The organism is uncultured Photobacterium sp. (assembly GCF_947502415.1).
GTDB lineage: Bacteria > Pseudomonadota > Gammaproteobacteria > Enterobacterales > Vibrionaceae > Photobacterium.
Window position 1 is genome coordinate 33639 of sequence record NZ_CANMZV010000027.1, and the last position, 25608, is coordinate 59246.

The 25608-nt window shown below is 48.0% G+C and carries 26 protein-coding genes; 7 read left to right on the forward strand and 19 right to left on the reverse strand.

The window, feature by feature from the left end:
* The first annotated feature begins 20 nt into the window (after positions 1 to 20).
* The 5 genes from Q0852_RS20680 to Q0852_RS20700 all read left to right on the forward strand — a co-directional run bounded on the left by Q0852_RS20680 (position 21) and on the right by Q0852_RS20700 (position 3726).
* The gene (locus tag Q0852_RS20680) at positions 21 to 629 is read left to right on the forward strand and encodes a S24 family peptidase (RefSeq protein WP_299021531.1); all 609 of its coding nucleotides are present in this window, start codon (positions 21 to 23) and stop codon (positions 627 to 629) included.
* Between the two features lie 3 nt (positions 630 to 632).
* Positions 633 to 1010: a hypothetical protein gene (locus tag Q0852_RS20685; protein ID WP_299021533.1), complete on the forward strand. Its 378-nt coding sequence runs from the start codon at positions 633 to 635 to the stop codon at positions 1008 to 1010.
* 1292 nt (positions 1011 to 2302) lie between these two features.
* Entirely contained in the window at positions 2303 to 2752 is a 450-nt protein-coding gene (zur, locus tag Q0852_RS20690) for a zinc uptake transcriptional repressor Zur (RefSeq protein WP_299021535.1), read from the forward strand.
* Between the two features lie 32 nt (positions 2753 to 2784).
* The gene (locus tag Q0852_RS20695; RefSeq protein WP_299021537.1) at positions 2785 to 3249 is read left to right on the forward strand and encodes a chemotaxis protein CheX; all 465 of its coding nucleotides are present in this window, start codon (positions 2785 to 2787) and stop codon (positions 3247 to 3249) included.
* A 267-nt stretch (positions 3250 to 3516) separates the two neighbouring features.
* Positions 3517 to 3726 (forward strand): cold-shock protein, encoded by a 210-nt coding sequence (locus tag Q0852_RS20700; RefSeq protein ID WP_039466466.1) that lies wholly within the window; start codon positions 3517 to 3519, stop codon positions 3724 to 3726.
* A 75-nt stretch (positions 3727 to 3801) separates the two neighbouring features.
* Here Q0852_RS20700 and pgi read toward each other — a convergent pair whose 3' ends face one another.
* Complete coding sequence (gene pgi / locus Q0852_RS20705; protein ID WP_299021545.1) at positions 3802 to 5454, reverse strand: glucose-6-phosphate isomerase; 1653 nt, start codon at positions 5452 to 5454, stop codon at positions 3802 to 3804.
* A 282-nt stretch (positions 5455 to 5736) separates the two neighbouring features.
* On the opposite strand from pgi, the gene Q0852_RS20710 reads away from it, so the two are divergent.
* Positions 5737 to 6156 carry a secondary thiamine-phosphate synthase enzyme YjbQ gene (locus Q0852_RS20710; protein ID WP_299021547.1) on the forward strand — a complete coding sequence of 140 codons (420 nt, stop codon included), beginning with the start codon at positions 5737 to 5739 and terminating at the stop codon, positions 6154 to 6156.
* A 107-nt stretch (positions 6157 to 6263) separates the two neighbouring features.
* Here Q0852_RS20710 and alr read toward each other — a convergent pair whose 3' ends face one another.
* Positions 6264 to 7343 carry an alanine racemase gene (gene alr / locus Q0852_RS20715; RefSeq protein WP_299021549.1) on the reverse strand — a complete coding sequence of 360 codons (1080 nt, stop codon included), beginning with the start codon at positions 7341 to 7343 and terminating at the stop codon, positions 6264 to 6266.
* Positions 7344 to 7413: 70 nt separating this feature from the next.
* A complete protein-coding gene (locus tag Q0852_RS20720) occupies positions 7414 to 8808 on the reverse strand; it encodes a replicative DNA helicase (RefSeq protein WP_299021552.1) in 1395 nt (464 codons plus the stop codon).
* Positions 8809 to 9071: 263 nt separating this feature from the next.
* On the opposite strand from Q0852_RS20720, the gene Q0852_RS20725 reads away from it, so the two are divergent.
* Entirely contained in the window at positions 9072 to 9821 is a 750-nt protein-coding gene (locus Q0852_RS20725) for a YdiY family protein (protein WP_299021555.1), read from the forward strand.
* 117 nt (positions 9822 to 9938) lie between these two features.
* Here Q0852_RS20725 and rplI read toward each other — a convergent pair whose 3' ends face one another.
* The 16 genes from rplI to mutL form a co-directional block, all read right to left on the reverse strand.
* Positions 9939 to 10391: a 50S ribosomal protein L9 gene (rplI, locus tag Q0852_RS20730; RefSeq protein WP_299021558.1), complete on the reverse strand. Its 453-nt coding sequence runs from the start codon at positions 10389 to 10391 to the stop codon at positions 9939 to 9941.
* A gap of 37 nt (positions 10392 to 10428) precedes the next feature.
* Positions 10429 to 10656: a 30S ribosomal protein S18 gene (gene rpsR, locus Q0852_RS20735; protein ID WP_002539422.1), complete on the reverse strand. Its 228-nt coding sequence runs from the start codon at positions 10654 to 10656 to the stop codon at positions 10429 to 10431.
* 16 nt (positions 10657 to 10672) lie between these two features.
* Complete coding sequence (priB, locus tag Q0852_RS20740) at positions 10673 to 10975, reverse strand: primosomal replication protein N (RefSeq protein WP_299021656.1); 303 nt, start codon at positions 10973 to 10975, stop codon at positions 10673 to 10675.
* A 7-nt stretch (positions 10976 to 10982) separates the two neighbouring features.
* On the reverse strand, positions 10983 to 11378 hold the full coding sequence (gene rpsF, locus Q0852_RS20745; protein ID WP_299021657.1) for a 30S ribosomal protein S6: 396 nt from the start codon (positions 11376 to 11378) through the stop codon (positions 10983 to 10985).
* A gap of 242 nt (positions 11379 to 11620) precedes the next feature.
* The gene (gene rlmB / locus Q0852_RS20750; protein WP_299021659.1) at positions 11621 to 12361 is read right to left on the reverse strand and encodes a 23S rRNA (guanosine(2251)-2'-O)-methyltransferase RlmB; all 741 of its coding nucleotides are present in this window, start codon (positions 12359 to 12361) and stop codon (positions 11621 to 11623) included.
* Between the two features lie 3 nt (positions 12362 to 12364).
* Positions 12365 to 14914 (reverse strand): ribonuclease R, encoded by a 2550-nt coding sequence (gene rnr / locus Q0852_RS20755; RefSeq protein WP_299021662.1) that lies wholly within the window; start codon positions 14912 to 14914, stop codon positions 12365 to 12367.
* A gap of 121 nt (positions 14915 to 15035) precedes the next feature.
* Positions 15036 to 15470, reverse strand: coding sequence for a nitric oxide-sensing transcriptional repressor NsrR (nsrR, locus tag Q0852_RS20760; RefSeq protein WP_299021663.1), 435 nt, complete (start codon positions 15468 to 15470; stop codon positions 15036 to 15038).
* Positions 15471 to 15725: 255 nt separating this feature from the next.
* Positions 15726 to 16352, reverse strand: coding sequence for a tetratricopeptide repeat protein (locus Q0852_RS20765; RefSeq protein WP_299021666.1), 627 nt, complete (start codon positions 16350 to 16352; stop codon positions 15726 to 15728).
* A gap of 504 nt (positions 16353 to 16856) precedes the next feature.
* Entirely contained in the window at positions 16857 to 18173 is a 1317-nt protein-coding gene (locus Q0852_RS20770; protein ID WP_299021667.1) for an adenylosuccinate synthase, read from the reverse strand.
* A gap of 122 nt (positions 18174 to 18295) precedes the next feature.
* Positions 18296 to 18490 (reverse strand): DUF2065 domain-containing protein, encoded by a 195-nt coding sequence (locus Q0852_RS20775; protein ID WP_299021668.1) that lies wholly within the window; start codon positions 18488 to 18490, stop codon positions 18296 to 18298.
* 137 nt (positions 18491 to 18627) lie between these two features.
* Positions 18628 to 19629, reverse strand: coding sequence for a protease modulator HflC (gene hflC, locus Q0852_RS20780; protein WP_299021670.1), 1002 nt, complete (start codon positions 19627 to 19629; stop codon positions 18628 to 18630).
* A 2-nt stretch (positions 19630 to 19631) separates the two neighbouring features.
* On the reverse strand, positions 19632 to 20789 hold the full coding sequence (gene hflK, locus Q0852_RS20785) for an FtsH protease activity modulator HflK (RefSeq protein WP_299021673.1): 1158 nt from the start codon (positions 20787 to 20789) through the stop codon (positions 19632 to 19634).
* Positions 20790 to 20844: 55 nt separating this feature from the next.
* Positions 20845 to 22134 carry a ribosome rescue GTPase HflX gene (hflX, locus tag Q0852_RS20790; protein WP_299021675.1) on the reverse strand — a complete coding sequence of 430 codons (1290 nt, stop codon included), beginning with the start codon at positions 22132 to 22134 and terminating at the stop codon, positions 20845 to 20847.
* 26 nt (positions 22135 to 22160) lie between these two features.
* Positions 22161 to 22430, reverse strand: a complete 270-nt coding sequence (gene hfq / locus Q0852_RS20795) for an RNA chaperone Hfq (protein ID WP_299021677.1) — start codon at positions 22428 to 22430, stop codon at positions 22161 to 22163.
* A gap of 86 nt (positions 22431 to 22516) precedes the next feature.
* On the reverse strand, positions 22517 to 23452 hold the full coding sequence (miaA, locus tag Q0852_RS20800; RefSeq protein WP_299021678.1) for a tRNA (adenosine(37)-N6)-dimethylallyltransferase MiaA: 936 nt from the start codon (positions 23450 to 23452) through the stop codon (positions 22517 to 22519).
* The gene (gene mutL, locus Q0852_RS20805; RefSeq protein ID WP_299021682.1) at positions 23445 to 25595 is read right to left on the reverse strand and encodes a DNA mismatch repair endonuclease MutL; all 2151 of its coding nucleotides are present in this window, start codon (positions 25593 to 25595) and stop codon (positions 23445 to 23447) included. The genes miaA and mutL overlap by 8 nt, the downstream gene beginning before the upstream one ends.
* Positions 25596 to 25608 lie beyond the last annotated feature (13 nt).

A 25608-nucleotide genomic window follows, 5' to 3' on the forward strand; every position in this document is an offset into this window, starting at 1 on the left:
GCAGACCAAGGGCGGCACATATGAAGACCATAGACGAGCAAATTGGAGAGCTAAAGAAACTCACCAATACGGCAAAGAACGTTGATTTAGCGAAGGTTTTAGGTGTATCACCAAAGACAATTCAATCTTGGAAAACTAGGGAAAAAATTCCTGAAGATATTTTTATAAAAGCGAGACAAGTATCACAAAATGGCGTTATTGCGCCGCCAAGAGGCTTTGTGAACTTAGATTTTTACGAAGTGGAAGTAAGCGCCGGACACGGTGCGCTAGTGGTCAGTGAAGAGAAATCCAGCGCAATTGTATTTAGTGAAGCATTCATAAATAACGATATAGGCGCAAACCCGAATAACGTTTTCTTGATGCCTGTAAAGGGGGACAGCATGTACCCCACATTAAAAAATGGCTGTTTGGTAATGGTGAATAGAGTTGACCAATTTACTGGCGACGGGATTTACATATTTAGGTTTGATGATCAGCTAATGGTGAAGCGACTTCAATTCCTACCAAAAATTATTAAGGTAGTTAGTGACAATCCCACATATGAAAATTGGGAGTTAAGCAAAGCCGAACTGGATAGTGAAGATTTTGAAATTATCGGTGAAGTAGTTTGGTCAGGACAAAGGATGTAAGACATGGAAGAACAAAATAAACTCCCTCAAAAACAAGAAAGCAATGTTACAAAACTAGAGAGTAACGTTAGTGCTCTTAACGAAAATTTAGGTGCCCTTGTCGGTTTGGGAGAAGTCGCGATCACATCATGGGAACAATCAAACCAAGCCGAAGCCGAAACACTAAGAAAAGAAATAGAATTAGAAAATCAGATGCATGCTCGCAATGTCAAATTAGTGTACATAGGCATGTCTATACTGGCAGTTATTGTGATAACTGCAATGCTCTTAGAGCAAACCAAGACCGCCGATAAAATCATAGACTCTATTTTCAAAGTAATTGCAGGTGCAGGAATGGCGGGATTATTCATCAGAAGAAAATCTAAAGACAAAAAAGAATAAAATTAATTAGGCTCGCATCATTTCAGCAAAGCTCACTGAATAGTGGGCTTTTTGTTTTGTAGTATCCCCTGAATTTAGCTTGGTCTCCCTATAGTACCCCTCAAACCCCTCAACACCTTATATAGCTTAAAAGTCAGTCCAATCGAGCATCGGCGCAACAGAGAAGCGGCACGAAGGAAAATCGCCCTTCGCTGTTTGTTCTGACTGTAAATCGTCGCGGTTGGCAACAGCACTGTTTGGCATCGAAAAACCTCAATTTAACCCGTTTATCCGTCTCTGAACCTAATGTCATGCCAACAAAAGACACAACCCGACTTCACGCCTTGTAGCAGCTTGAAGTCACCATTCTTAACGGCTGTTTACTTAAAGAGAGCGGATTCTACCCCATAATAGCTTTCAGCCCAATAGCAACAGAACTCCCCCCCGGCTCAGATAAAAAGATTAAAAACACATGACATTACTTTTAACTTCAAGCTTAAGGTATTGTTTTAAAAGAACTTAACTCAAACCCCACTCTATCACGTACAGCTTATATAGCTTTTGACCACCAATAACCCAAAAAGCTGAACAGCTCATTCAATCATTAAATATCAGCAACTTATAGCCAACCCCACACCTTGAGCACCTAAGATGAAACCTTTTCGCCACAATGACACCAAAAAGCTGTACGCGGTAAAATTCCTTTAGCTTACCTGGCAGCACTAAGGCTGTCGTATCTTTATGACATTCAGCTAACCATAATCAAGCAACTGGCGGTAAGACTTCAGCTGGTATATCACGGCGTAAAGTACAACCTAACTGCGAATGATTAACAGCAATCAAGCTGTACTCTCCATGAGATTTACTTTTTGAACACCAGTAGGCAAAAAAGTAAAGCCTCAACAAGTAAAAAGAATATAGCAGTGTTTATAGGCACCTCAAAAAAGAACTTTAAAAACAAACAATTAAAACTAAAAATAAACAAACAAGCACAGCCCAATCGCATTTGGAACACCACAATAAAAAAGCTTAAAGAGCTGTACAGACATTAAATATCAATGACTTAATTTAGTATTTTAAAGGTGAAACATCAGGCGCGCAGAAAATAACTGACAATACCGCACAAAGGTGTACATAAATTAGAATGATGGACAGTATATCTTTATTGCTTCATATGATATGGCCGCCCGGGTTATCGGGCGTGATCTTATACACGATTTTTTGGCGCTATTTGGCCGGATTTTGTGGAACTAAGATACGTTTGGCGCGAGCTATGATAAACTACTGGACTTGTCGCTGTTTTTTGAGGTTATATGGCAAATCAAACGCAACTGCTGAATAAAGCCCAACAGATTTGCGAGCAACGTGGAGTAAGGCTGACACCTCAAAGGCTGAAGGTCCTTGAGTTAATTATCGAGCATCACAGCTCTATCAGCGCTTACGAGCTGCTGGACTTACTCAGGGAAACTGAACCACAAGCGAAACCGCCAACGGTTTACCGAGCTCTCGATTTTCTTTTAGCTCAGGGATTTGTGCATAAAGTCGAGTCCACTAACAGCTATATTGCCTGTTGTGTGCTTGGACACGCTGATCACAGCTCTCAGCTGCTTATTTGTGATGAGTGCGGAACGGTCGAGGAGTGCCATGATGACGAACTGGCTAAACTATTACGTCAGAAGGCTGAAAAACATGGCTTCCACATATCAAACCATGTTGTGGAGAGCCACGGCATTTGCCATAAATGTCAAAACAATGAGCAGTAACTCTTAAATTTCAATACAGTCATTATCAGATTATGCGTGCAGAATTCGTAAACCCTTTCCTAGCTTCGCTCCTTAATGTCTTAAAGACTATGGCATCGATGGAGCTGGCTCCGCAGAAACCTCGAGTTAAGCGAGACGAGGTTGCCCGCGGTGATGTATCTGGCCTTATTGGCATGGTTGGCCCACAAACCCGTGGCTCAATGTCGATCACTTTTGATGAGCGCCTGGCGCTGGAAATCATGCAGCGTATGCTGGGTGAGCGACCGAGCGGGATCAATGACGAAGTAACGGACATGGTTGGTGAAATCACCAACATGGTTACCGGTGGTGCCAAACGTATCTTGGCTGAAAAAGGCTATGACTTTGAAATGGCAACCCCGGCTGTTGTATCAGGCCGAGGTCATACCATCACACACAAGTGTGAAGGCGCTATTATTATCATGCCGTTTGATTCTGAGTACGGTAAGGCATTTATTGAGATCTGCTTCGACGGCTAATACCTCATCTTGTCTTTGAATCGCTCCAGTCAGGCTCTTCTGGCTGGCGATCCCCTTCCTCTTGTCTCAATATTGCTATCACGTTGAAATTTATGTGAAGCAACCACAAATCCCAGATAAAAAACTACCCCCCCTTAAATATTCGATCTAGACTTAGTTATGCTGAATAAGCATCAAGGCTCTTATAGATTGATCGTCAGCTCGTTATTTTGCTCAGCTCAATCAGGCGAGCAAGGAAATACCCTCATTCAAAGGAAAGATCGTAACATGAACAAACTGACTGGAACCGTAAAATGGTTTAACGATGAAAAAGGCTTTGGCTTCATTTCTGGTGCTGATGGCAAAGATGTATTCGTTCACTTTAGTGCTATTCAAGCTCAGGGTCGTCGTACGCTACATGAAGGCCAGAGTGTTGAGTTTATCGTGACAGATGGTCAGAAGGGTCCACAAGCAAGCGAAGTTGTCGCGCTTTCTTAATTCTGCTGAGAGCCATAGGCCTCAGAACGAAAAAACGCCGCTTAAGCGGCGTTTTTTATAAATTAAAACAGTCGCTTAACTGCGCCACTGTTTGAAAGCATTGATCAGGCCATTAGTCGAGCTATCATGGCTGCTGATCTCATCTGCGCTGTTTAGCTCAGGCAAGATGTTGTTAGCCAGCTGTTTTCCTAGCTCAACGCCCCACTGATCAAAGCTGAAGATATTCCAGATCACACCCTGAGTGAAGATCTTCTGCTCATACAGTGCAATCAGGGAACCCAATACAGAAGGTGTTACCTGCTTCACTAAGATAGAGTTAGTCGGGCGGTTACCTTCAAACACCTTGAACGGTACCAGATCTTTCACATCGTCCAGTGACTTGCCAGTTGCAACAAATTCCGCTTCTACCTGCTCTTTTGTCTTACCGAACGCCAGTGCCTCAGTTTGAGCAAAGAAGTTCGCCATTAACTTCGGATGGTGATCGCTTAGCGGGTTGTGGCTGATTGCAGGAGCAATAAAGTCACACGGGATCAGCTTTGTGCCTTGGTGGATCAACTGGTAGAACGCATGCTGGCCGTTAGTACCAGGCTCACCCCAGATAATTGGGCCTGTCTGGTAATCAATGGGATTACCACCACGGTCAACGCACTTACCGTTAGATTCCATATTGCCTTGCTGGAAGTAAGCAGCAAAACGATGCAGGTACTGATCGTAAGGCAGGATAGCTTCAGATTCCGCACCATGGAAGTTGTTATACCAAATGCCGATCAGCGCTAGGATAACAGGTAGGTTGTTTTCCAGAGGGGCTTCTGCAAAGTGCTTATCCATTGCATGGGCACCTTCCAGTAGCTCAATAAAGTTATCGAAACCGATAGCCAGGCTGATTGACAGGCCAATCGCAGAACATAGTGAGTAACGACCACCAACCCAGTCCCAGAACTCAAACATGTTGTCAGTATCGATACCGAACTCAGCAACCGCCGAAGCATTGGTAGACAGTGCAGCAAAGTGCTTAGCGACATGCGCCTGGTCTTGTGCTGTCGCCAGAAACCAATCACGTGCAGAAAGCGCGTTAGTCATCGTTTCCTGAGTGGTGAATGTCTTCGATGCGATCAGGAACAGTGTCGTTTCCGGATTCAGAGCTTTCAGCGTCTCTGCAATGTGGGTACCGTCAACATTTGACACAAAGTGCATATTCAGGCGTGTTTTATATGCTGCCAGCGCTTCAGTCACCATGTAAGGTCCCAGATCTGAGCCTCCAATACCGATGTTCACAACGTCGGTAATTTCCTTGCCGGTATAACCTTTCCACTCACCATCAACGATACGGGCAGTGAAGCCTTTCATCTTCTCCAGAACCGCATTCACATTTGGCATTACATCTTCGCCGCCAACCATTACCGGCGTATTGCTACGGTTACGAAGAGCCGAGTGCAGTACCGCACGGCCTTCTGTCTGGTTGATTTTCTCACCGCTGAATAGATCCGCAATCGCAACTTTTAGCTCAGTTTGCTCAGCTAGCTCAAGCAGCTTGCTCATGGTTTCTTCAGTGATCAAGTTCTTGGAGTAATCCAGCAGAATGTCGGAGCCAAAGTTTGCCGAGAACTTAGCAAAACGATCGCTATCTTGTGCAAACAGCTCGCTAAGCTGTAGATCCTGTGCCTCTTCAAAATGTGCAGTCAAAGCTTTCCAAGCCGGTGTCTGCGTTGGGTTGATGTTTTTCAACATGGTGAAGTTCCTGATTTTTTTAATTTTTAATCCATCGGCCTTATCAGTATGATCCAGCCCATGGATCCCCGATATTCTTAAATGTTGTCAATTGTAGCGCAACCTGCTGGGTCGGCTATATTTTTGTAATTTTACGACTTATGACAGATTATGACTTGAAGATAACTCTATCTTCATTGAGTCAGGTCACGAAAACCAAGAGTAGATAATAGACGCAAAGCATCTCGATGAATACAGTTGTCGACTAAGATTGCAGCAAAACGATAACAAAAGGGCATACAGATGTGGTTTCAAAAGACAATCCAGCTAAAACCCCGCAGTCGCGGTTTTCACCTTATAACCGATGAAATTGAACAACATATTCCAGAGCTTCAACAATATAGCGTCGGACTGCTTCACTGCTTCATCCAACACACCTCGGCGAGCCTGACACTCAACGAAAATGCCGATCCGACAGTCCGTAGCGACATGGAAGCCCACTTCAATAAATCCATACCGGAACGCGCCTCCTATTATCGCCATACTTATGAAGGTGATGATGACATGCCGGCCCACATAAAAGCTTCAACCTTGGGTACAAGTATTAGCATTCCCATTACTCAAGGGCGTCTGGCGCTCGGTACCTGGCAGGGAATTTATCTCGGTGAACACCGGGATCTCGGCGGCAGCCGCCGAGTTATAGTGACAATTCAGGGCGAATAATCGCTGATAATAAATTGGAACAGATATAAAAAAGCCGCAGCAACCGCTGCGGCTCTCAGTTAAAAATCAGCTTAACAACCAACTGGTTAAGCTCATTGGCTGGTATATTACAAGTAAGCCATCTTGACCCGTGACGTTAGCTTAGTCACCAGCTCATAGGCGATGGTACCTATGTGTTCGGCCACCTCTTCAGCCGGCAGTCCCTCTCCCCACAGAATGGCTTCATCACCGACCTTGTCGGTTGCATCCGGCCCCAGCTCAACAGTCAGCATATCCATCGAAACCCGTCCGGCCATCGGTACCATACGACCATTAACCAGAACCGGGGTACCGTTAGGGGCTGTACGCGGATAACCGTCACCGTAGCCAATTGCTATCACCCCAACCTTAGTATCACGCTCACTGGTCCAGATCCCGCCGTAACCGACCTTTTCACCTTTTTTTACATCCCTGACCGCAATCAAGCTAGATGTCAGGGTCATCACCGGTCTCATGCCATACGCTGCCGCTGAACGCTCAGGCTCAACGAAAGGCGACACGCCATACATAATAATACCAGGGCGGATCCACTCAAGGTGGCTATCCGGCCAAACCAGGATCCCTCCAGACGCAGCCAGCGAACGCTCACCGCTACAACCTTTCGTCAGTGACAGGAAGGTATCAATCTGCTGACAAGTTACCTCACTCTCCATTTCATCGGCACAACCGAAATGGCTCATATAGCGCAGAGGCTTGGCAACATTATCACAAGCATGAAGACGTTCAACAAACTCATTAAAGTGCTCTGGACGCACCCCGAGGCGATGCATACCAGTATCAATTTTCAGCCACACGACCACCGGGCCATCTAGCTTAGCCTGCTCAAGAGCTTCGAGCTGCTCAATAGAGTGGACTACGGTATGGATATTATTAGTTACCAACACCGGCAGATCAGACGGCGCATAAAAGCCTTCCAACAAAAGCACTGGCTTAACGACACCACCGGCCCGAAGGGTCAACGCCTCTTCAATACGGGCAACACCAAAGCCATCGACATCAGGCAGGCTCTTGGCAACATGCGCCAGGCCATGCCCGTAGCCATTAGCCTTTACTACGGCCAGTATCTTGCTATTCGGTGCCTGCAACCGGATTTGGCTGATATTATGGGTCAGCGCTTCCGTGTTGATATAAGCTGTCGCTGCTTTCATCAAAAATCCTATACTCGTCTATCCAAACTGGTGCAATCATCCGCTGCCCAGCAATAAAGAAAGCCGCCGTTTACTCCTCGTCGAAGGCCGGGCCGGCATAGTTGTCAAAGCGTGAGAACTGTCCCTGGAAAGTCAGGCGCACAGAGCCGATAGGGCCGTTACGCTGCTTACCAATAATAATTTCCGCAATCCCTTTCAAGGCGCTGTCTTCGTGATAAACCTCATCACGGTAGATAAACATGATCAAGTCGGCATCCTGCTCGATCGCACCAGATTCACGTAAGTCCGAGTTAACCGGGCGCTTGTCGGCACGTTGTTCCAACGAGCGGTTAAGCTGCGACAGGGCCACCACAGGTACATTCAGTTCTTTAGCCAATGCCTTAAGGGAACGGGAGATTTCCGCGATTTCCAAGGTACGATTGTCCTGCAACCCAGGAACGCGCATCAACTGAAGGTAGTCGACCATGATAAGGCTCAAGCCACCGTGATCGCGGGCAATTCGGCGGGCACGGGAACGGACTTCTGTCGGAGTCAGGCCCGAGCTGTCATCAATGAACATATTCTTCTTCTCCATCAGAATACCCATCGTCGACGAAATTCGCGCCCAATCCTCATCATCCAGCTGACCGGTACGAATTTTGGTCTGATCCACGCGAGACAAGGAAGCCAGCATACGCATCATGATCTGTTCTGCCGGCATCTCCAGCGAGAAAATCAATACCGGTTTTTCCTGCTCCATCGCAGCATTTTCACACAGGTTCATGGCAAAGGTCGTCTTACCCATCGACGGGCGTGCCGCCACGATAATCAAATCCGATCCCTGCAGGCCTGCCGTCTTCTTGTTCAGATCAGAAAAGCCTGTCGATACCCCGGTCACCCCGTCTTGCGGAGACTGGTACAGGATCTCGATACGCTCAAGAGTTTTCTCAAGAATCGTATCTACATTCTGCGGACCTTCATTTTCAGAAGTGCGCTGCTCGGCAATCGCGAAAACCTTACTTTCTGCCATGTCGAGCAAATCTTCACTGGTGCGGCCCTGTGGATCATAGCCCGCATCAGCAATTTCGTTCGCCACACCAATCATATCGCGGATGAGCGCACGCTCGCGAACAATCTCGGCATAGGCCGATATATTCGCCGCCGATGGCGTGTTCTTGGCCAGCTCGGCCAAGTAGGCAAAACCACCAACATCTTCCAACTGATCAGACTGCTCAAGCTGCTCCGACAGGGTGATCAAATCCAGCGGCTGGCCACCTTCGAGTAACCCCGAAGCGCCATCGAAAATGATCCGGTGCGGACGGCTATAGAAATCGTTAGCGACAACTTTTTCTGCCACCGCATCCCATTTCTCGTTGTCCAGCATCAAGCCGCCAAGGACGGACTGTTCAGCCTCCAGCGAGTGTGGAGGCATCTTAATTGCGTCCATCTGGGAATCTTTGGATTTATACGGTTTTTTCTCTGCCATAGGAATTGCGTGGTTTCCGGAAAACTAAGCGGTGCATTATACCTTATTCAAGCCAACTCTGAGCACCATTATCAGTGATACCTCAATAATAGTAACGAAAGACTCAACACGGCCCCAAGTAGGCTAGTCGATTACCATTATGTCGCGGAATCGCACCAGAGGCGCTAATCATTACAATTCTTGACAAAATAATGACATAAATAAGGTAAAATCTGTGGTTTGCTTCCATATTTACTACTTGCCCGCAATCAAAAGGAGGACACTTGGCAAGATACCTACTGGCCTTATTGCTACTTGCCAATACTACCGCCTACGCAGACGATGAAGCACCGACCAAGCCACCTTCGCCGTGGACAAGCGAGCTGGAACTTGGCTATCAGTCTCTGGGAGGAAACTCCGACTCAGAATCCCTCAACACCCGTATCGGGCTAACCTATGTGAAGAAGCAACTCCGCCAAAAAGCAGAGGCCAAATACCTGCTGGCGGAAAAAGATGGCGAAGAAGACAAACGTAAAGGCCAGATTGAACTGCAGAGTGACTTAAAAATCAACGAGCGGACCTATGTGCTCGGTAATGCCAACTACGTCGATGACAGATACGGGCCATACTTTACCGACTTCACTCTATCAACTGGTCTCGGTTATCAGCTACTGCGGCGGGAAACATTCCAAATGGAAGTGGAAATTGGCCCGGGTTATCGTCACCAGGAGCCGAATATTGATGAGATTGATGATGATGACATCATTGTGCCAGAAACAGTCGATGAGCTGATCCTAAGGGGCAACACAAAATTCACCTGGAAGCCGTCGAAAACCGTTGAGCTCAATGCCCGCTTTACCGGTATTGCCGGCAACAGCAACAGCACCCTTGAAGCTCAGCTGAACCTGACCAGCGCCGTAACCGAAAATATCGCTATCAAGCTAAGCAATACCCAGAAAATAAACAGCTGGGTACCGGAAGGGCTGAAAAAGCGAGACTCAACCATGACAATCAATCTGCTATTCAAAATCTAGTCGCAACCAACTTATACCAGCGCTCCCCAGGACGACTCGCGCTGTATGTATCCCAACACTTAGACACAAAAAAGCCAGCCCGAAGGCTGGCTTTTTACTAATTAACGCTAAAAGCTATTACTCTGCAGCAACAACGTTTAGGTTAATAGTTGCGAATACATCAGAGTGCAGCTGGATGCTGATCTCGAATTCGCCAGTAGTACGTAGTGCGCCTTCTGGTAGACGAACTTCGCTCTTCGCTACTTCAACGCCAGCTGCAGTGATTGCATCAGCGATGTCACGAGTACCGATAGAACCGAATAGTTTACCTTCGTCGCCCGCTTTAGAAGCGATAACTACAGCTTCTAGAGCGCCTAGTTTTTCAGCACGTGCTTCAGCAGCAGCTAGTTGCTCAGCAACTTTAGCTTCTAGCTCAGAGCGACGAGCTTCAAACATTTCAACGTTAGCTTTAGTAGCCATAACTGCTTTACCCTGAGGGATTAGGAAGTTACGAGCGTAACCAGCTTTAACGTTAACCTGATCACCAAGGCCACCTAGGTTGCCGATTTTATCAAGTAGAATAACTTGCATTATCTTGTCCTCTTAAACTTAATTTAACCGCTACCGATTACTGATGCTTGTCAGTGTATGGTAGAAGTGCTAGGTAACGAGAACGCTTGATAGCACGAGCTAGCTGGCGCTGGTATTTAGCGCGAGTACCAGTGATACGGCTAGGTACGATTTTACCAGCTTCTGTGATGTAGTTTTTTAGAGTTGCTACGTCTTTGTAGTCAATCTCTTGTACGCCTTCTGCAGTGAAACGGCAGAACTTACGACGACGGAAGAAACGTGCCATGGGCTTATCTCCTGAACTAAATTTTTTCAATGTGATCGGCATGCAACACTAATTTACCAATGCCGTTACGGCCGGTGTGGTAAGAAACAAAGCCTCCTACCTTAATGTGACTGCCGATAGCTAAATCTTGAGTGAATAATTGTTGACCTTGCCCGCTTACTACCACATTGATGTAGCAATACACCTGGCGTGGTAGATCGGCTTCTTGCTGATAGGAACGGTGCTCAAGCACAAAGTGACAATGAGGGATCCCCGCCAGCGATTGGCTTCGTTTGGGGTCTTTGGCGATAACGCCAGATAACTCCAGACGATTGGTCATTTACCAATTACTCAGCAGCTGCTTCGCCTTCAGCAGGCTTTGCAGGTTGCTCTGCACGCTCTTCACGACGTGGGGCACGCTCTTCTTTAGCCTTCATCATTGGAGATGGCTCAGTGATAGCGCCTTTAGTGCGCATGATCATGTTACGGATCACAGCATCGTTGAAGCGGAAGTTAGACTCTAGCTCGTCAATTACAGACTGCTCAGCTTCAACGTTCATTAGAACGTAGTGTGCTTTGTGCAGTTTGTTGATTGGGTAAGCCATTTGACGACGGCCCCAATCTTCTAGACGGTGAATCTGACCACCAGAATCTTTGATTGCACCAGTGTAACGCTCGATCATGCCAGCAACTTGCTCGCTCTGATCTGGGTGCACCATGAATACGATTTCGTAATGACGCATGGGTTGCTCCTTACGGATTAATCAGCTTCTCTAATTGGCTCGGTCATCCAGGAGAAGCAAGGAACTAAAAAAAGAACCGAGAATTTGGAGGCAGAATAGTACAGAGAATGGACAATCTAAGCAAGCGATTTTGATAAAAGAAGGGAAGATAACAACAATAAATAAAAAATAAGGTTCAAAAAAACAAACGCCCGCAAACCTGTCGGTTTACGGGCGTTACACGCATTGCTATTCGCGAGCTCTTAGCTTGTCTGACGCTGACGCACGGCTTCAAACAGACAAATACCTGTAGCCACAGAAACGTTCAGGCTTGATACCGAACCAGCCATCGGGATTTTGATCAGATCATCACAGGTTTCACGTGTCAGGCGACGCATACCTTCACCTTCAGCGCCCATCACAATCGCCAGCGGACCGGTCAGCTTGCTATGGTAGAGATCATGAGTCGCTTCACCAGCCGTACCAACAACCCACACCCCTTTCTCCTGTAGGGCACGCAGGGTACGAGCCAGGTTAGTTACACGAACCAGCGGCACCACTTCCGCCGCCCCACAAGCTACCTTGCTAGCGGTTGCATTCAGCTGGGCTGAACGGTCTTTAGGCACAATCACAGCCACTGCACCTGCCGCGTCCGCATTACGCAGGCAAGCACCCAAGTTGTGCGGATCCGTCACACCATCCAAAACCAGCAACAACGGATTTTCTTTTCCGGCCAGCAGATCATCCAAGTCATTTTCGTTGTACTGCTTGCCCGGACGAACTCGCGCAACAATCCCCTGGTGCGAAGCACCCTTAACCTTGTCATCCAGTGCCTTACGGCCAGCCTGCTGAATAGTAATACCCAACATCTGCAGCTCATTTAGCACAGGCAACAGACGCTCATCCTGACGACCTTTCAGGACAAATACTTCAATAAAGCGTGCAGGATCAGACGCTAAAACGGCTTTGACGGCATGAATACCGAAAATAATGTCATTACTCATTGGTTATTTCTTCTTTGCTGCCCGTTCTTTCTTACCAGCACGTTGCTTCTTATTGCGTGCCTTGGTGGATTTTTTCTTAGGCTTTCCTTTGCCATCTTTCTTGCCATCCGGAGCCTTGTCTTCCTCAAGCTTAGGGATCGCCCCGGTTTTCAGCTTTTGACGCACAGAGCTACGCTCTTTTTTCGATTTCGAACGATGCTCTTTCTTCTGCGCTTGAGCCTCGCCGTCTTCAACGCGGTACACTTTCAGGCCCTGACGTTTCAGGCCTTCAGCTTTGCGCATGCGCTGTTTTTGCTCTCGGTTCTTGGCTGTCTTGCCAGCACCACGCGGCTTACGGTTACTACCGACAATATCAAAGTCAATCTGACGGTCGTTAAGGTTGATCGCAGCCACCTTAACCTTGACTGTATCGCCCAAGCGATAGACCAGACCGGAGTTATCACCGATCAGACGCTGACCGATCGCGTCATACTGGTAGTAGTCATTGGCCAGGTTCGAAATGTGTACCAGGCCATCAATGTTCAGCTCGTTAAGGCGAACAAAGAAGCCAAAACCGGTCACATTGGCAATCACGCCTTCGAACTCGTCACCGACATGATCTTGCATGTATTCACACTTCAGCCAGTCAGCCACATCACGAGTCGCATCATCGGCTCGGCGCTCAGTCATTGAGCACTGCTCACCCAGGGTATCCATATCATCAAAGGAGTAATGGTAACCGCCCGTCGGTGTCCAGCGATCCGTATTATTACCTTCCTTCTTCGCAATCAGGTACTTAAGTGCACGGTGCAATGTCAGATCCGGATAACGGCGAATGGGCGAGGTAAAGTGGGCATATTGCTTCAGTGCCAGGCCAAAGTGGCCAATATTATCGGCCTGATACACAGCCTGCTTCATCGAACGCAGCAACATGGTCTGGATCAGCTCTTTATCCGGACGGTTATGAATCAGCTGCGCCAAATCTGCATAGTCACGCGGCGATGGTTCCAGGCCGCCAGACAACTGCAAGCTCAGCTCACCAAGGAAATCACGGAAGCCCATCAGGCGCTCTTCGCCCGGCGCATCATGCACTCGGTACAATGCCGGCTCTTTGGCCTTCTCGACAAAGCGTGCCGAGGCAATATTGGCCAAGATCATGCATTCTTCGATGATCTTGTGCGCATCATTACGCTCCGCAGGCACAATCCGGTCAATCTTGCGGTCAGCATTGAAAATGAACTGCGTTTCCACCGTTTCAAATTCAATTGCACCACGAACCTCACGCTCAGCTTTCAACACTTTATACATGCCGTAAAGCTCTTCGAGATGCGGAACCAATGGCGCATAACGATCTCGCAGCTCTTCATCACCTTCCAGCATTTTACTGACTTTGGTATAAGTCAAACGAGCGTGAGAATTCATCACCGCTTCGTAGTGCTTATAACCAGACAGCTTGCCGCTGTCCGAGATGGTCATTTCACAAACCATACACAGGCGATCAACCTGCGGGTTCAGCGAACACAGTCCGTTAGACAGTACTTCCGGCAGCATCGGGATCACTTGAGACGGGAAATACACCGAGTTGCCACGCTTAACGGCTTCATTATCTAACGCAGAGCCCTCGCGGACATAGTGGCTGACATCGGCAATAGCCACCCATAGGCGCCAGCCACCAGACTTCTTACGCTCACAGAATACAGCATCGTCAAAGTCACGGGCATCTTCGCCATCAATCGTTACCAACGGCAGTTCACGAAGATCAACACGGCCTTTCTTGGCCTCTTCAGGAACTTCTTCACTTAATCCCTGGATTTGCTTTTCGACCTCTGCCGGCCATTCGTTTGGAATATCATGGGTACGCAGGGCAATCTCAATTTCCATCCCCGGCGCCATGTTCTCACCCAGCACTTCTACCACTTTGCCAACAGCGTTATGCTGGCGGGTTGCACGCTGGTTGATCTCAACCACCACCACATTACCCATGCGGGCTCCCATGCGGTAATCGTTCGGGATCACAATATCCTGAGCAATCCGGGAATCATCAGGCACCACATAGCCCAAGCCGTCTTCAATAAAGAAACGTCCGACTATCTGGCCGGCGTATTGTTGCAACACGCGGACAACGCGACCTTCGCGACGGCCTCGTTTGTCCGTACCCGCAACTTGAGCAAGGATATAGTCACCATGGATCACCCCGCGCATCTGGTGATGCGGCAGCAGTAAATCTTCTTCTTTGGCATTGGTGCCTTCTGGGCGCAAGAAGCCAAAACCATCTCGGTGACCAATCACATGGCCTTTAATCAGATCAAGGCGCTCAGGCAGGGCATAGCACTGACGGCGAGTAAAAATCAACTGACCATCTCGCTCCATCGCGCGCAAACGGCGACGCAAGCCTTCGTACTGGTCATCACCCTCAAGCTTAAGCTCAGCAAAAAGCTGATCTCGGCTAACAGGTGCAGTAAAGCCGCGGATCACTTCAAGGAGCATCTCGCGGCTTGGAATTGGGTTTTCGTAATTAGATGCTTCGCGTTCGCGAAAAGGGTCGACCGGTAAATCGGTAGTACCTTTGGACATAATTAGATCCATATTGGCGAAGATATAACCATAGTATATCCGGGCCATAGGTGAACAGACGGGAGCAAAGTTCAATTTCTTCACTCCACAGAATAATTTAAGAAGTTATTGGTTGGCTCTACTATGAAGCCGCAGGGCGATCCAGCAAGACTCGCAATGGCGGGTTGTTATCGATCAAACTCGCCAGCGTATGCTGATCAAGTTCAGCTAAAAACGCTCCCCTTGCGCTATCCAGGATACCTTTCAGGCGGCAAGCCGGGGTAATATGGCAAAAGTCTTCACTGCAGTTAACTATCTGCAAAGGCTCTATCGCACGTACCACATCCCCAAGGACAATTTTATCAGCAGGCATTCCCAGGCGAATACCGCCGTTTTTACCGCGTACGGTTTCGACATAACCCAGCTGGCCCAATTTATTAATAATTTTGACCATATGGTTACGTGACACGCCGTAAATATCGGTCACTTTTGAAATACTGGCCAGCTCACCTTCAGGTAAGGTTGCCAGATAAATCAGGGCTCGTAAGCCATAATCGGTAAAACTTGTCAGTTGCACAATAACTCCTCCTGCCGCCATTTTAATCGCGTTATTGACTAAAAGATACAGATCAAAAGCAACTCTCGACGTACATTATCAATTTTATAATTATGCAAGAAGGCCGACACACCGACATCAAGAAAGCTCTGTGGGAACTAACCGCCTGCACAGAAGCTCACAACAAGTCTCTTTCTTCCTTGATATAAAAACGCAAAAAGAGGCCAGTAAGCCTCTCTTTTATTATTCATTTCATGATGGTAGCAGCGCTAATTGCTACCAGAACACATCACGACGTTTGGCTCTGGCAATAATATTTTCCGGCATCCGGGTTTCCAGGCTACGACGTAGCCGGGAAATTTTCCTATGAGCCGTACGACTCGAAGTCACCGTGTTATACAGCCAACGATAAGCATCTTCAAAATCCAGAGGGCTGCCGTAATTACTCAGCAACAATTCGGCAAGCTGGATGCGAGCATCCACATTTCCCATCGACGCCGCTTCACGCAAATACGGGATTGCACGTTCTCTATCTTGCTGCACCAAGGTGCCATTGGCATAGTAACGGCCTAGCTGCTCAAGGGCTGCCGGCGATCCCTGATGGGCGGCGGACTGCATGTAATACACTCCAAGCTCCACATCGCGATCGACACAAACGCCCCATGCAAGCATATCACCGTAGAGAAACTGATATGCAGGGGACTCAACCCGAACCGCATGCGCTTCGATATCCTGTACCAGCTGGCAGTCATCCGTCTTCACTCGCTTAAGGTGGCTATTCGATTCAAACAGCCGGATCAGTTCAGCGTCGGTATAAACCGGTACTGCATCGCCTACATCCTCTAATGCATAAGCGGGTGTCGCTGCCAGTAATGTTAAAAGAAACAGTTTATGCAGTTTCATGAACTAATCTCAGTTGAACCGTAGTTAACTTATCGGCAAAGGCAAAACAGACTTTAATACCAAACTGAATAATAATCTGGCCTATCAGCGAGAATGAAAAGGCACAGATACAAGGCACTTGATTGTAGGTGTATTCATATCCATCAAAATCAAGTAACACAGTAGCTGTACCTTTTAAACTCGCCCTTCGGGAGCGTTTCAGTCACTCGATAACGGCCCCAAATTGCTTTGATGTAGAGCCACACTATATCTTCATCAATTTAGGTTGTTCTCAAACGTCTGAAAACGCTCTGATTGGATCAGATTATTGTTCAGTTTGGTATAACCTCTTTTACCAAAAAAACGGCAATCTATTACCGCTTGAATGTTTAGCACGGCCAAGCTATTGATACAACTATTTTTTCAAAATTTCGGAGCCGTATCTTTACTTGCCACCCAGCCTCCAGACATAAAAAAACCAACCCCTTAGAGTTGGTTTTTATCGAACCTCATCAAAGGCGATGATTATTCACCGTATGGATGAACCTTGATGATAGTTTCGTTACGGTCTGGGCCAGTTGAAATGATATCAATTGGCACACCAGTCAGCGCTTCAATGCGAGCGATGTAATCCAGTGCAGCTTGTGGAAGCTCATCCAGAGACTTAGCACCGAATGTGCTTTCAGTCCAACCAGGTACTGTTTCGTAGATTAGCTCTAGATCTTCGTAAGCGTCAGCCGCCATTGGAGATACTTCTAGAATCTCGCCATCTTTCGTTTTGTAACCAATACAGATCTTGATTTCTTTCAGGCCGTCCATTACATCAAGCTTAGTCAGACAGAAACCAGAGATTGAGTTGATCTGTACCGCACGACGCATAGCAACCGCATCAAACCAACCAGTACGACGTAGACGACCTGTAGTTGCGCCAAACTCGTGACCTACTTCACCTAGGTGCTTACCAACTGGGTCTTGCTTATCGAGACCATCGTATAGCTCAGTTGGGAACGGACCTGCACCTACACGTGTACAGTATGCTTTCGCAATACCCAGGATGTAACCCAGGTGACGAGGACCAAAACCAGAGCCTGCAGCAACACCACCAGCAGTAGTGTTAGAAGAAGTTACGTACGGGTAAGTACCGTGGTCGATATCAAGCAGTGTACCTTGCGCACCTTCAAACATGATCTTGTCGCCACGTAGACGCGCGTCATCAAGTTCTTTAGTTACGTCGATAACCATAGAAGTCAGAACATCAGCTTGTGCCATGATGTTTTCCAGAACTTCTTCGTAGCTTACTGGCTCAGCATTGTAGTAGTGCTCAAGCTGGAAATTGTGGAAAGCCATAACTTCTTTAAGCTTCTCAGCAAATGCTTCTTTATCGAATAGGTCGCCAACACGCAGACCACGACGAGCAACTTTGTCTTCGTAAGCAGGACCGATACCACGACCTGTAGTACCAATCGCTTTCTTACCGCGAGCAGCTTCACGAGCTTGGTCAAGAGCGATGTGATATGGAAGGATTAGCGGACAAGCTTCTGACAGGAACAGACGTTCACGAACTGGGATGCCACGCTCTTCTAGCGGGCCCATTTCTTTCATCAGCGCATCTGGAGAAAGTACAACACCGTTACCGATGATACATTTAACGTTGTCACGCAGGATACCTGATGGGATCAGGTGAAGGACAGTTTTTTCACCGTCAATGACAAGAGTGTGACCGGCGTTATGGCCACCTTGGTAGCGCACTACATATTTTGCATCTTCGGTCAAAAGATCAACGATCTTACCCTTACCTTCGTCACCCCATTGGGTGCCAAGAACGACTACATTATTTGCCATCTTTCTTCGTCTATCAGTAGTTAAAAAGGGATTCTAGCACCTTAAAGAACGCCTTGCAGTCATTTTTTGACCATAGCCCATATTTCTGCAAGAAGAGTGTCACGATTGCATGCTAGAGCAATTTACATACTAGTGTACATCATGTAAGCAATCACACTGCCTGCCACAACCAGGCAACCGCCGATACGGCGCAGAGTAGCATCACTTTGCTGGCTAAGCTGACTCACCATTTCACGCCAGCCGCGCGGAGCAATTAAAGGACCCAGTCCTTCAAAAATAAGTACCAGCCCCAGAGCCAGCCAAATCGCTTTATTCATCTTCATTACCTTTTTGTGCAATCGGTACCAACGAGGAGCTCGCGGTCTTTACGCAGATTATTATTCTGTTTGGTATTATATGACGACAAAAAAAAAGACAAGGCCGAAACCTTGTCTTTCTGATTCATCACGTCACCTTAGTTGGTGGTGCCGTTAGCCTCTTTCATATACTTGAAGAAATCACTATTCGGGTCAACAACCAGAATATCGCTCTTCGAATTGAAGCTATTTTCATACGCTTTAAGTGAACGCAGGAAGCTATAGAACTCAGGGTTCTTATTAAAAGCTGCAGAATAAATTTCTGCTGACTTGGCATCAGCCGTACCACGAAGAACACGCGCCTGACGATCTGCTTCTGCCAAAATTTTCGCCACTTCCAGTTCAGACTGGGCACGAATAACTTCAGCTTTCTCACGACCTTGTGAGCGGTGCTTACGGGCAACAGACTCACGCTCAGCGCGCATACGACGGTAGATAGACTCACTGATCTCATCTGGCAGGTTAATTTTCTTCATTCGGAAATCAACCACTGCCACACCCAAGTCTTTCGCCGCACTAATCTGGATATCTGCCAGAACATTTTCCATGATCTGGTCACGCTGGCCTTCAACCTCTTTGCGTGGCGCTACTTCTGCCACAATTTCAGTTGCTGGCGCATCGTTGTCATCCGATACCACCGCATTAGCATCAACCTGCTTACCGCGATCCGGACCAGAGACGATCTGCTTGATTTCACGTGAACCGATTTCAGCACGCAGGCTATCAACCACTTTACGTTTCAGTAGGGCCTCAGCCGTAGACGCATCACCACCACCGGTAGTCAGGTAGTATTGGCCAAAGTCCTCGATACGCCACTTCACGTAGGTATCGATGATTACGTCTTTTTTCTCAGCCGTAACGAAACGGTCAGCCTGATCATCCATTGTCTGAATACGGGCATCAAGCATACGAACACGGTCAAACACCGGCACCTTAAAGTGCAGGCCAGGCTCGTAAATACGCGCCACTTCGGAGTTATCATCTTTCAAGATTCGCCCGAAACGCACCACGATACCGCGCTCACCTTCCTGAACCACGAACATAGACATAAGCAGCGTGGCAACGAAGATGACAATCACTGGGATCATTAACTTACGCATAATTAATATCTCCCCTGACGACCAGTATCAGCACGTGGTGACGTCGACACCGGTGCTGTTTCAACTTTCTCCAGCTCAATACCGTACGAACTGCTTGATGTGCTGCCCTTCGGCTGCGCACTACGTTCCGTTGGATTGATCAGCTTATCCAGCGGCAGGTACAACAGGTTGCCACTCGAGTTAGAATCGATCATAACCTTACTGGTGTTGCCGTAAACACGTTCCATTGTCTCTAAGTACAGACGGTTACGTGTTACTTCTTTCGCAGCCAGATACTCAGGAAGCAGCTTCTCAAACTGGGCCACTTCACCGAGGGCGCCATTGATAACTTTCTCTGAATAACCTTGTGCTTCTTTCTTCAAACGTTCCGCACGACCGGTCGCCTTCGGCAAAATATCATTGCTGTAAGCTTCCGCTTCACGAACAAAACGCTCTTCATCTTCTCGGGCTGCAATCGCATCATCGAATGCATCTTTCACCGCTTCCGGTGGACGCGCCGACTGGAAGTTCACATCAACAACCAAGATACCCATGTCATAGTTCTGGATAATCTTGTCGATAGCTTCCTGCGTATTAGCACGGATCGTCTGACGTCCTGTCGTCAATGCTTCATCCATGGTCGAGTCACCAATTACAGCACGCAGTGCAGAATCTGTGGCTTGACGCAGGCTATCATCTGCATTGGTTACGCTGAACAGATATCTGTTTGCATCAGAGACACGGTACTGGACGTCCATTTCAACTTTCAGTACGTTTTCGTCTTTCGTCAGCATCAGACCTGAGCTACGTAGCGAACGGATCGCCTGTACGTTGACGGGTTTCACTTCGTCAATGAACGTCGGCTTCCAGTTCAGACCAGGATCGACCATTTCGTAAAACTTACCGAAGCGCAATACCACGCCTCGCTCTGCTTCACCGATAGTATAAAAACCAGAAAATGCCCATACAGCAGCGGCAATTACGGCTAATGCCCCCAAACCGGCAACACTGCCACCAGTCGAAGGTCCTTTCTTATTCCCCAAAATACCACCGAACTTACGACTCAGTTTTGAGAAAACCTCATCGAGATCCGGCGGACCTTGATCACGACCACCGCGATTATTATTCCCCCAAGGGTCTTTATCACGGCCGCCGTTGTTTCCAGGCTCATTCCACGCCATTATAGAACTCCATCAATATGATATGACGACAGTTTTTTATTACTCTAGCAGTCCATTAAGCAACGATAAAGTCATCTAACGAAGTACTTTCTCTTTTTTGTAAGCGAGACCACTCTGCTAACGGTAACCGAATATCAATTGTCAGGCTGCCATCAGGTTCATATTCTTCACGCAAAATACATCCCAGCTGATAAAACTTACTGCGATAACGACCAATCAGATACGGCGGCAAACACAATGTGTGTTTTACCATCGTGCCAGACAGGCGTTCTGTGAGCGCTTCAAACAGCAGGTCAATACCCAGCCCTTCAATCGCAGAAACCCAGACGCGGCGGGGGATCCCATCCTCGTCTCGCTCGATCCGCGGCTCAGCGCCTTCCAGGTTGTCGATCTTATTCATCACGAGCAACACTGGAACATCTGCAGCATCGATCTCTTCCAGTACGTTATTGACCGCGTCAATATTTTCCCGGAAACGGTCATCACTGGCATCCACCACATGCAACAGCAAGGTTGCATCCTGGGTTTCTTTCAGTGTTGCCTTGAACGCAGCTACCAAATCATGTGGTAAATGACGGATAAACCCAACGGTATCAGCCAGAATTGATGTACCGACATCCGCCACATCAATCTTGCGCAAAGTCGGATCCAAGGTCGCAAACAGCTGGTCAGCGGCATAAACCCCGGCATCAGTTACCCGGTTAAATAACGTCGATTTCCCGGCATTGGTATAACCCACCAGGGAAATAGTCGGGATTTCCGCCCGGTTTCTGGCCCGGCGTCCCTGATCCCGCTGTTTTGATACCTTTTCCAACCGGCGCAGAATAGTCTTAATACGATCCCGCAACAAACGTCGGTCCGTTTCCAGCTGAGTTTCACCCGGACCACGCAGCCCGATGCCACCTTTCTGTCGTTCAAGGTGGGTCCAACCGCGGATCAATCGAGTAGAAATGTGACGTAGCTGGGCTAGCTCAACCTGTAGCTTACCTTCGTGGGTACGCGCGCGCTGTGCAAAAATATCAAGGATCAAACCAGTTCGATCCAATACCCGACATTTGCAAATGCGCTCCAGGTTACGCTCTTGCGCTGGAGAGAGGGAGTGGTTGAATATGACGATTTCGGCTTCTTCAGCCCGTACTGCTTCGGCAATTTCCTGCGCTTTACCTTCTCCCACGTAATACTTAGGGTGGGGAGTTTTACGACTACCTGTTACTACACGTAGCGTATTCACTCCCGCCGAGGAGACCAGCATTTCACATTCGCTTAAGTCTTCCCATTCCCCTTCTTGCGTGAAGTTGATATGAACAAGAATCGCCTGCTCACCGGCTTCATAACGGTCAAACAAGCAATCAACTCCTTATTGAAGAACGATTATTCTTCAGTTTTTTCCTGAGAACGTTCAGCAGGAGCCGGACGCTCAGCTGCATGGTGGTGATTCACTGGACGAGCAGGAACCACTGTTGAGATTGCGTGCTTGTACACCATCTGGTTCACAGTGTTTTTCAGAAGGATCACGAACTGATCAAATGATTCAATCTGACCCTGTAGCTTAATGCCGTTAACTAGGTAAATAGAGACCGGAATTCTTTCACGACGCAGCGCATTCAAAAACGGGTCTTGCAAAGATTGCCCCTTAGCCATTATTTCTTTTCCTTATTTGTTTGTAGTTGTATTTAGCAACGAACAAAAATTAAAAATACGCAAAACAGAGAGAGTATACACGTTAATCAAACGTCACATCTAATTGAGTTTGTGACGGTTTGTAACGCTGAATCCACATCACTGCTATCCAACCACGTCAAATCTTTCCAGCTACGAAGCCAGGTAATTTGACGCTTAGCCAATTGACGGGTAGCGCAGATTCCGCGGAAAACCGCTTCGTCTAGATCGCAATTCCCGTCCAAATAATCCCACATCTGTCGATAGCCAACGCAACGGATCGAGGGTAGATCGGGGTGAAGGTCACCTCGCTCGTACAACGTTCGAACTTCCTGTTCAAAACCGGCTTCAATCATGTTGTCAAAACGTTGCTCAATTCTCTGATGTAGGACAGCCCTATCCTTGGGTGTTATTGCAAACTGGTGAACCTTATACGGCAAAGACTCACCTTGAGTTTTCGTTAGCTCAGTTAAAGTTTTACCCGAAATACGGAAAACTTCCAATGCTCGAGACAGGCGCTGGGGATCGTTAGGATGAATTCGGGCTCCGGAAACCGGATCAATTCGCACTAACTCATCATGCAGTGCCTGCCAGCCTTTTTCTTCGGCCTCTCGCTCAATATCAGCCCGGATCGCAGGATCCGCAGCCGGTAACGGCGATAATCCTTCAAGTAATGCCTTGTAGTACAACATAGTACCACCAACCAGCAAAGGAATACGCCCTGCTGCAACTATATCAGCCATTTCTTTCAGTGCATCAGCTCGAAAGTCTGCAGCCGAATAACTTTGCGCTGGATCACGAATATCGATAAGACGGTGCGGAGCCAGGGAAAGTTCCCGCTCATCTGGCTTTGCTGTGCCGATATCCATTCCTTTATAGATAAGGGCTGAATCAACACTTATCAACTCCACCGGAAACTGCTGACGCAAACGAATTGCCAAATCCGTTTTTCCAGATGCGGTCGGCCCCATTAAAAAGATGGCCTGAGGTAGTGGCTTACTCATAGTTAAATGCTTCTATTGCTGCGCCGACATCAACCGGACGCAACAAGTTTGGATAATAATATTCAAGATCATTCCCCCATAACTGCTCAAGCTCTGTCACCAGCTGAATAGCCTGTGACAAGCTGAACGCGTCGGTCGGAATAACTAACTGCGATGCTAACCAGTCCAGCAATTTATCCCAGCCCTGAGCTTCTGGATCCTCGGCAACCGAAGCCAGGTAACCCAATAAGTCAGGAATAAACTGCTGCAAATTTTGCTGCCGAAGCGGCAGGCAGACCGACATAATAATCAATCCACTCTTACCCTTGGCCTTTAATTGAATACCCAGTTGCTTGAGCAACTGCGCATGCTGTTCGGCACATTCTATCATGCCTTGCCCAACCGGGATCGAATGCGGGATCAACAATGGCTGGGGCTTAAGCCCCTCACCCTGCGCCAGTCGCAACTGGCCTTTGTGGCGCAGGCGCTGAGCATAATCGAGCGACAGGACAAATACCCCGTCATCCCGGCTCAATAACAGGTAACGCTGCTTAGCCAGGCACAGCGCCTTGCCCAAACCAACTCCGTTTTGGGCATCAATCGCATTCTGATTAACAGGCTTAACCATGGATGACGTTACCGGTGCCGATTCGTAATTTACCTGTTTGGGCGATACAGGAGCAGAAGAAGCAGCCGGTTCCAAGCCACCAACTTGCGGCGTCTGCATCAATTGTTGGTAAGCACTAACCTCCTGCTTAGAAGGCGTTTCAGTACCATAGTGGCGTGGCTGTGAATGCCCAGTTCTGACTGAGGATGCTCCTCCGCCGATGTAGCCCACCTCCGGAGAACCGTCGCTACTTGAACCATAGCTGCTTAAACCACGACTATTTGAACCATTGCTGCGATTATAGCTACTGTCGCTCTGGCTTCGTGATGACGCCCCCGCTTCCCGGTGAGTCTTTGTGGATGGTTCTCCAGAAGTAGGTAACCACTCACTTGCCTGGGCTTTGTTCGGGTAATCAGGAGTCTTCGCTACCGCATTCATCAAAGGTGACGGCTCTGCTATCTCGTATTCAGCAGGCTCGTAGTTGGCAGAGTAAGTTGCCGTTGACGCCACCGCACTGGCCCGCTGGATTGGCTGTGGTACAGGCTCTCCCATTTCCTGCCAGCTTTGCTGCAGAGCACTCTGTAGCCCCTGCAGAATAAAATCATGTACAAGTCTAGCTTGATGGAAACGTACTTCATGTTTGGCCGGGTGAACATTGACATCCACCTGATGCGGGTCAACCTCGATAAATAGGACGTAAGCAGCATATTGATCGGCCTTCAGGCTAGTCTCATAGGCCTGGCGGATCGCATGGTTGATGAGTTTATCTTTCATCATCCGGCCATTGACGTAACAATACTGGATATCGTTTTGCGCCCGGGCTCCCTGCGGGCTACAAATCCAACCGGAGAGCTTCAGATCGCCATGTGACAGCTCAACAGCCAAGGCATGGTTAAGGAAATTGGTACCACAAACGGCAGCTAATCGACGCTCTTTCTGTACCTGCGTTTGAGCCGCCCGGTACTGGCGGATCATCTTCCCGTTATGGCGTAGATTGATAGTGACATCAAGCCGGCTCAAAGCAATTCGCTTGAGCAGTTCATCAATATGGCTAAATTCCGTTTTCTCGGTTCGCAGAAACTTACGCCGAGCCGGGGTATTAAAGAATAAATCCAGCACTTCCAATGTAGAACCAACAGGGTGTGCCGCAGGCTTAAGCTGCACGTCCATGTCTCGCCCTTCCGCATAAGCGGACCAGGCTTCATCTTGCTCTGCCGTTTTTGAGGTCAACGTCAGGCGGGATACTGAACTGATACTCGCCAACGCCTCGCCACGAAATCCCAGACTCACGATCGCTTCGAGATCATCCAGCGACGAAATTTTCGAGGTCGCATGTCGGCTAAGCGCTAGGCCGAGTTCATCTTTTGGGATCCCTTTGCCGTTATCGCGAATACGGATCGTCCGACTGCCCCCTTTGTCGATATCAATATCAATCCGAGTAGCTCCGGCATCCAGGCTGTTTTCAACCAGCTCTTTCACCACCGAAGCGGGACGTTCAACAACTTCGCCGGCGGCTATTTGGTTTGCCAGCCGGGCAGGCAAAATCTGAATCGACATAATGCACTTCTGG

Coding starts and splice junctions, on each gene's coding strand:
- Q0852_RS20680 (WP_299021531.1), top strand. CDS start 21: ATGAAGACCATAGACGAGCAAATTGGAGAGCTAAAGAAACTCACCAAT.
- rlmB (WP_299021659.1), bottom strand. CDS start 12,361: ATGAGTAATGACATTATTTTCGGTATTCATGCCGTCAAAGCCGTTTTA.
- Q0852_RS20720 (WP_299021552.1), bottom strand. CDS start 8,808: ATGGCAGAGAAAAAACCGTATAAATCCAAAGATTCCCAGATGGACGCA.
- Q0852_RS20770 (WP_299021667.1), bottom strand. CDS start 18,173: ATGGCAAATAATGTAGTCGTTCTTGGCACCCAATGGGGTGACGAAGGT.
- priB (WP_299021656.1), bottom strand. CDS start 10,975: ATGACCAATCGTCTGGAGTTATCTGGCGTTATCGCCAAAGACCCCAAA.
- rpsF (WP_299021657.1), bottom strand. CDS start 11,378: ATGCGTCATTACGAAATCGTATTCATGGTGCACCCAGATCAGAGCGAG.
- zur (WP_299021535.1), top strand. CDS start 2,303: ATGGCAAATCAAACGCAACTGCTGAATAAAGCCCAACAGATTTGCGAG.
- Q0852_RS20695 (WP_299021537.1), top strand. CDS start 2,785: ATGCGTGCAGAATTCGTAAACCCTTTCCTAGCTTCGCTCCTTAATGTC.
- miaA (WP_299021678.1), bottom strand. CDS start 23,452: ATGAGTAAGCCACTACCTCAGGCCATCTTTTTAATGGGGCCGACCGCA.
- Q0852_RS20710 (WP_299021547.1), top strand. CDS start 5,737: ATGTGGTTTCAAAAGACAATCCAGCTAAAACCCCGCAGTCGCGGTTTT.
- rnr (WP_299021662.1), bottom strand. CDS start 14,914: ATGTCCAAAGGTACTACCGATTTACCGGTCGACCCTTTTCGCGAACGC.
- Q0852_RS20775 (WP_299021668.1), bottom strand. CDS start 18,490: ATGAATAAAGCGATTTGGCTGGCTCTGGGGCTGGTACTTATTTTTGAA.
- Q0852_RS20765 (WP_299021666.1), bottom strand. CDS start 16,352: ATGAAACTGCATAAACTGTTTCTTTTAACATTACTGGCAGCGACACCC.
- Q0852_RS20685 (WP_299021533.1), top strand. CDS start 633: ATGGAAGAACAAAATAAACTCCCTCAAAAACAAGAAAGCAATGTTACA.
- hflC (WP_299021670.1), bottom strand. CDS start 19,629: ATGCGTAAGTTAATGATCCCAGTGATTGTCATCTTCGTTGCCACGCTG.
- pgi (WP_299021545.1), bottom strand. CDS start 5,454: ATGTTGAAAAACATCAACCCAACGCAGACACCGGCTTGGAAAGCTTTG.
- Q0852_RS20700 (WP_039466466.1), top strand. CDS start 3,517: ATGAACAAACTGACTGGAACCGTAAAATGGTTTAACGATGAAAAAGGC.
- rplI (WP_299021558.1), bottom strand. CDS start 10,391: ATGCAAGTTATTCTACTTGATAAAATCGGCAACCTAGGTGGCCTTGGT.
- alr (WP_299021549.1), bottom strand. CDS start 7,343: ATGAAAGCAGCGACAGCTTATATCAACACGGAAGCGCTGACCCATAAT.
- hfq (WP_299021677.1), bottom strand. CDS start 22,430: ATGGCTAAGGGGCAATCTTTGCAAGACCCGTTTTTGAATGCGCTGCGT.
- mutL (WP_299021682.1), bottom strand. CDS start 25,595: ATGTCGATTCAGATTTTGCCTGCCCGGCTGGCAAACCAAATAGCCGCC.
- hflK (WP_299021673.1), bottom strand. CDS start 20,789: ATGGCGTGGAATGAGCCTGGAAACAACGGCGGCCGTGATAAAGACCCT.
- rpsR (WP_002539422.1), bottom strand. CDS start 10,656: ATGGCACGTTTCTTCCGTCGTCGTAAGTTCTGCCGTTTCACTGCAGAA.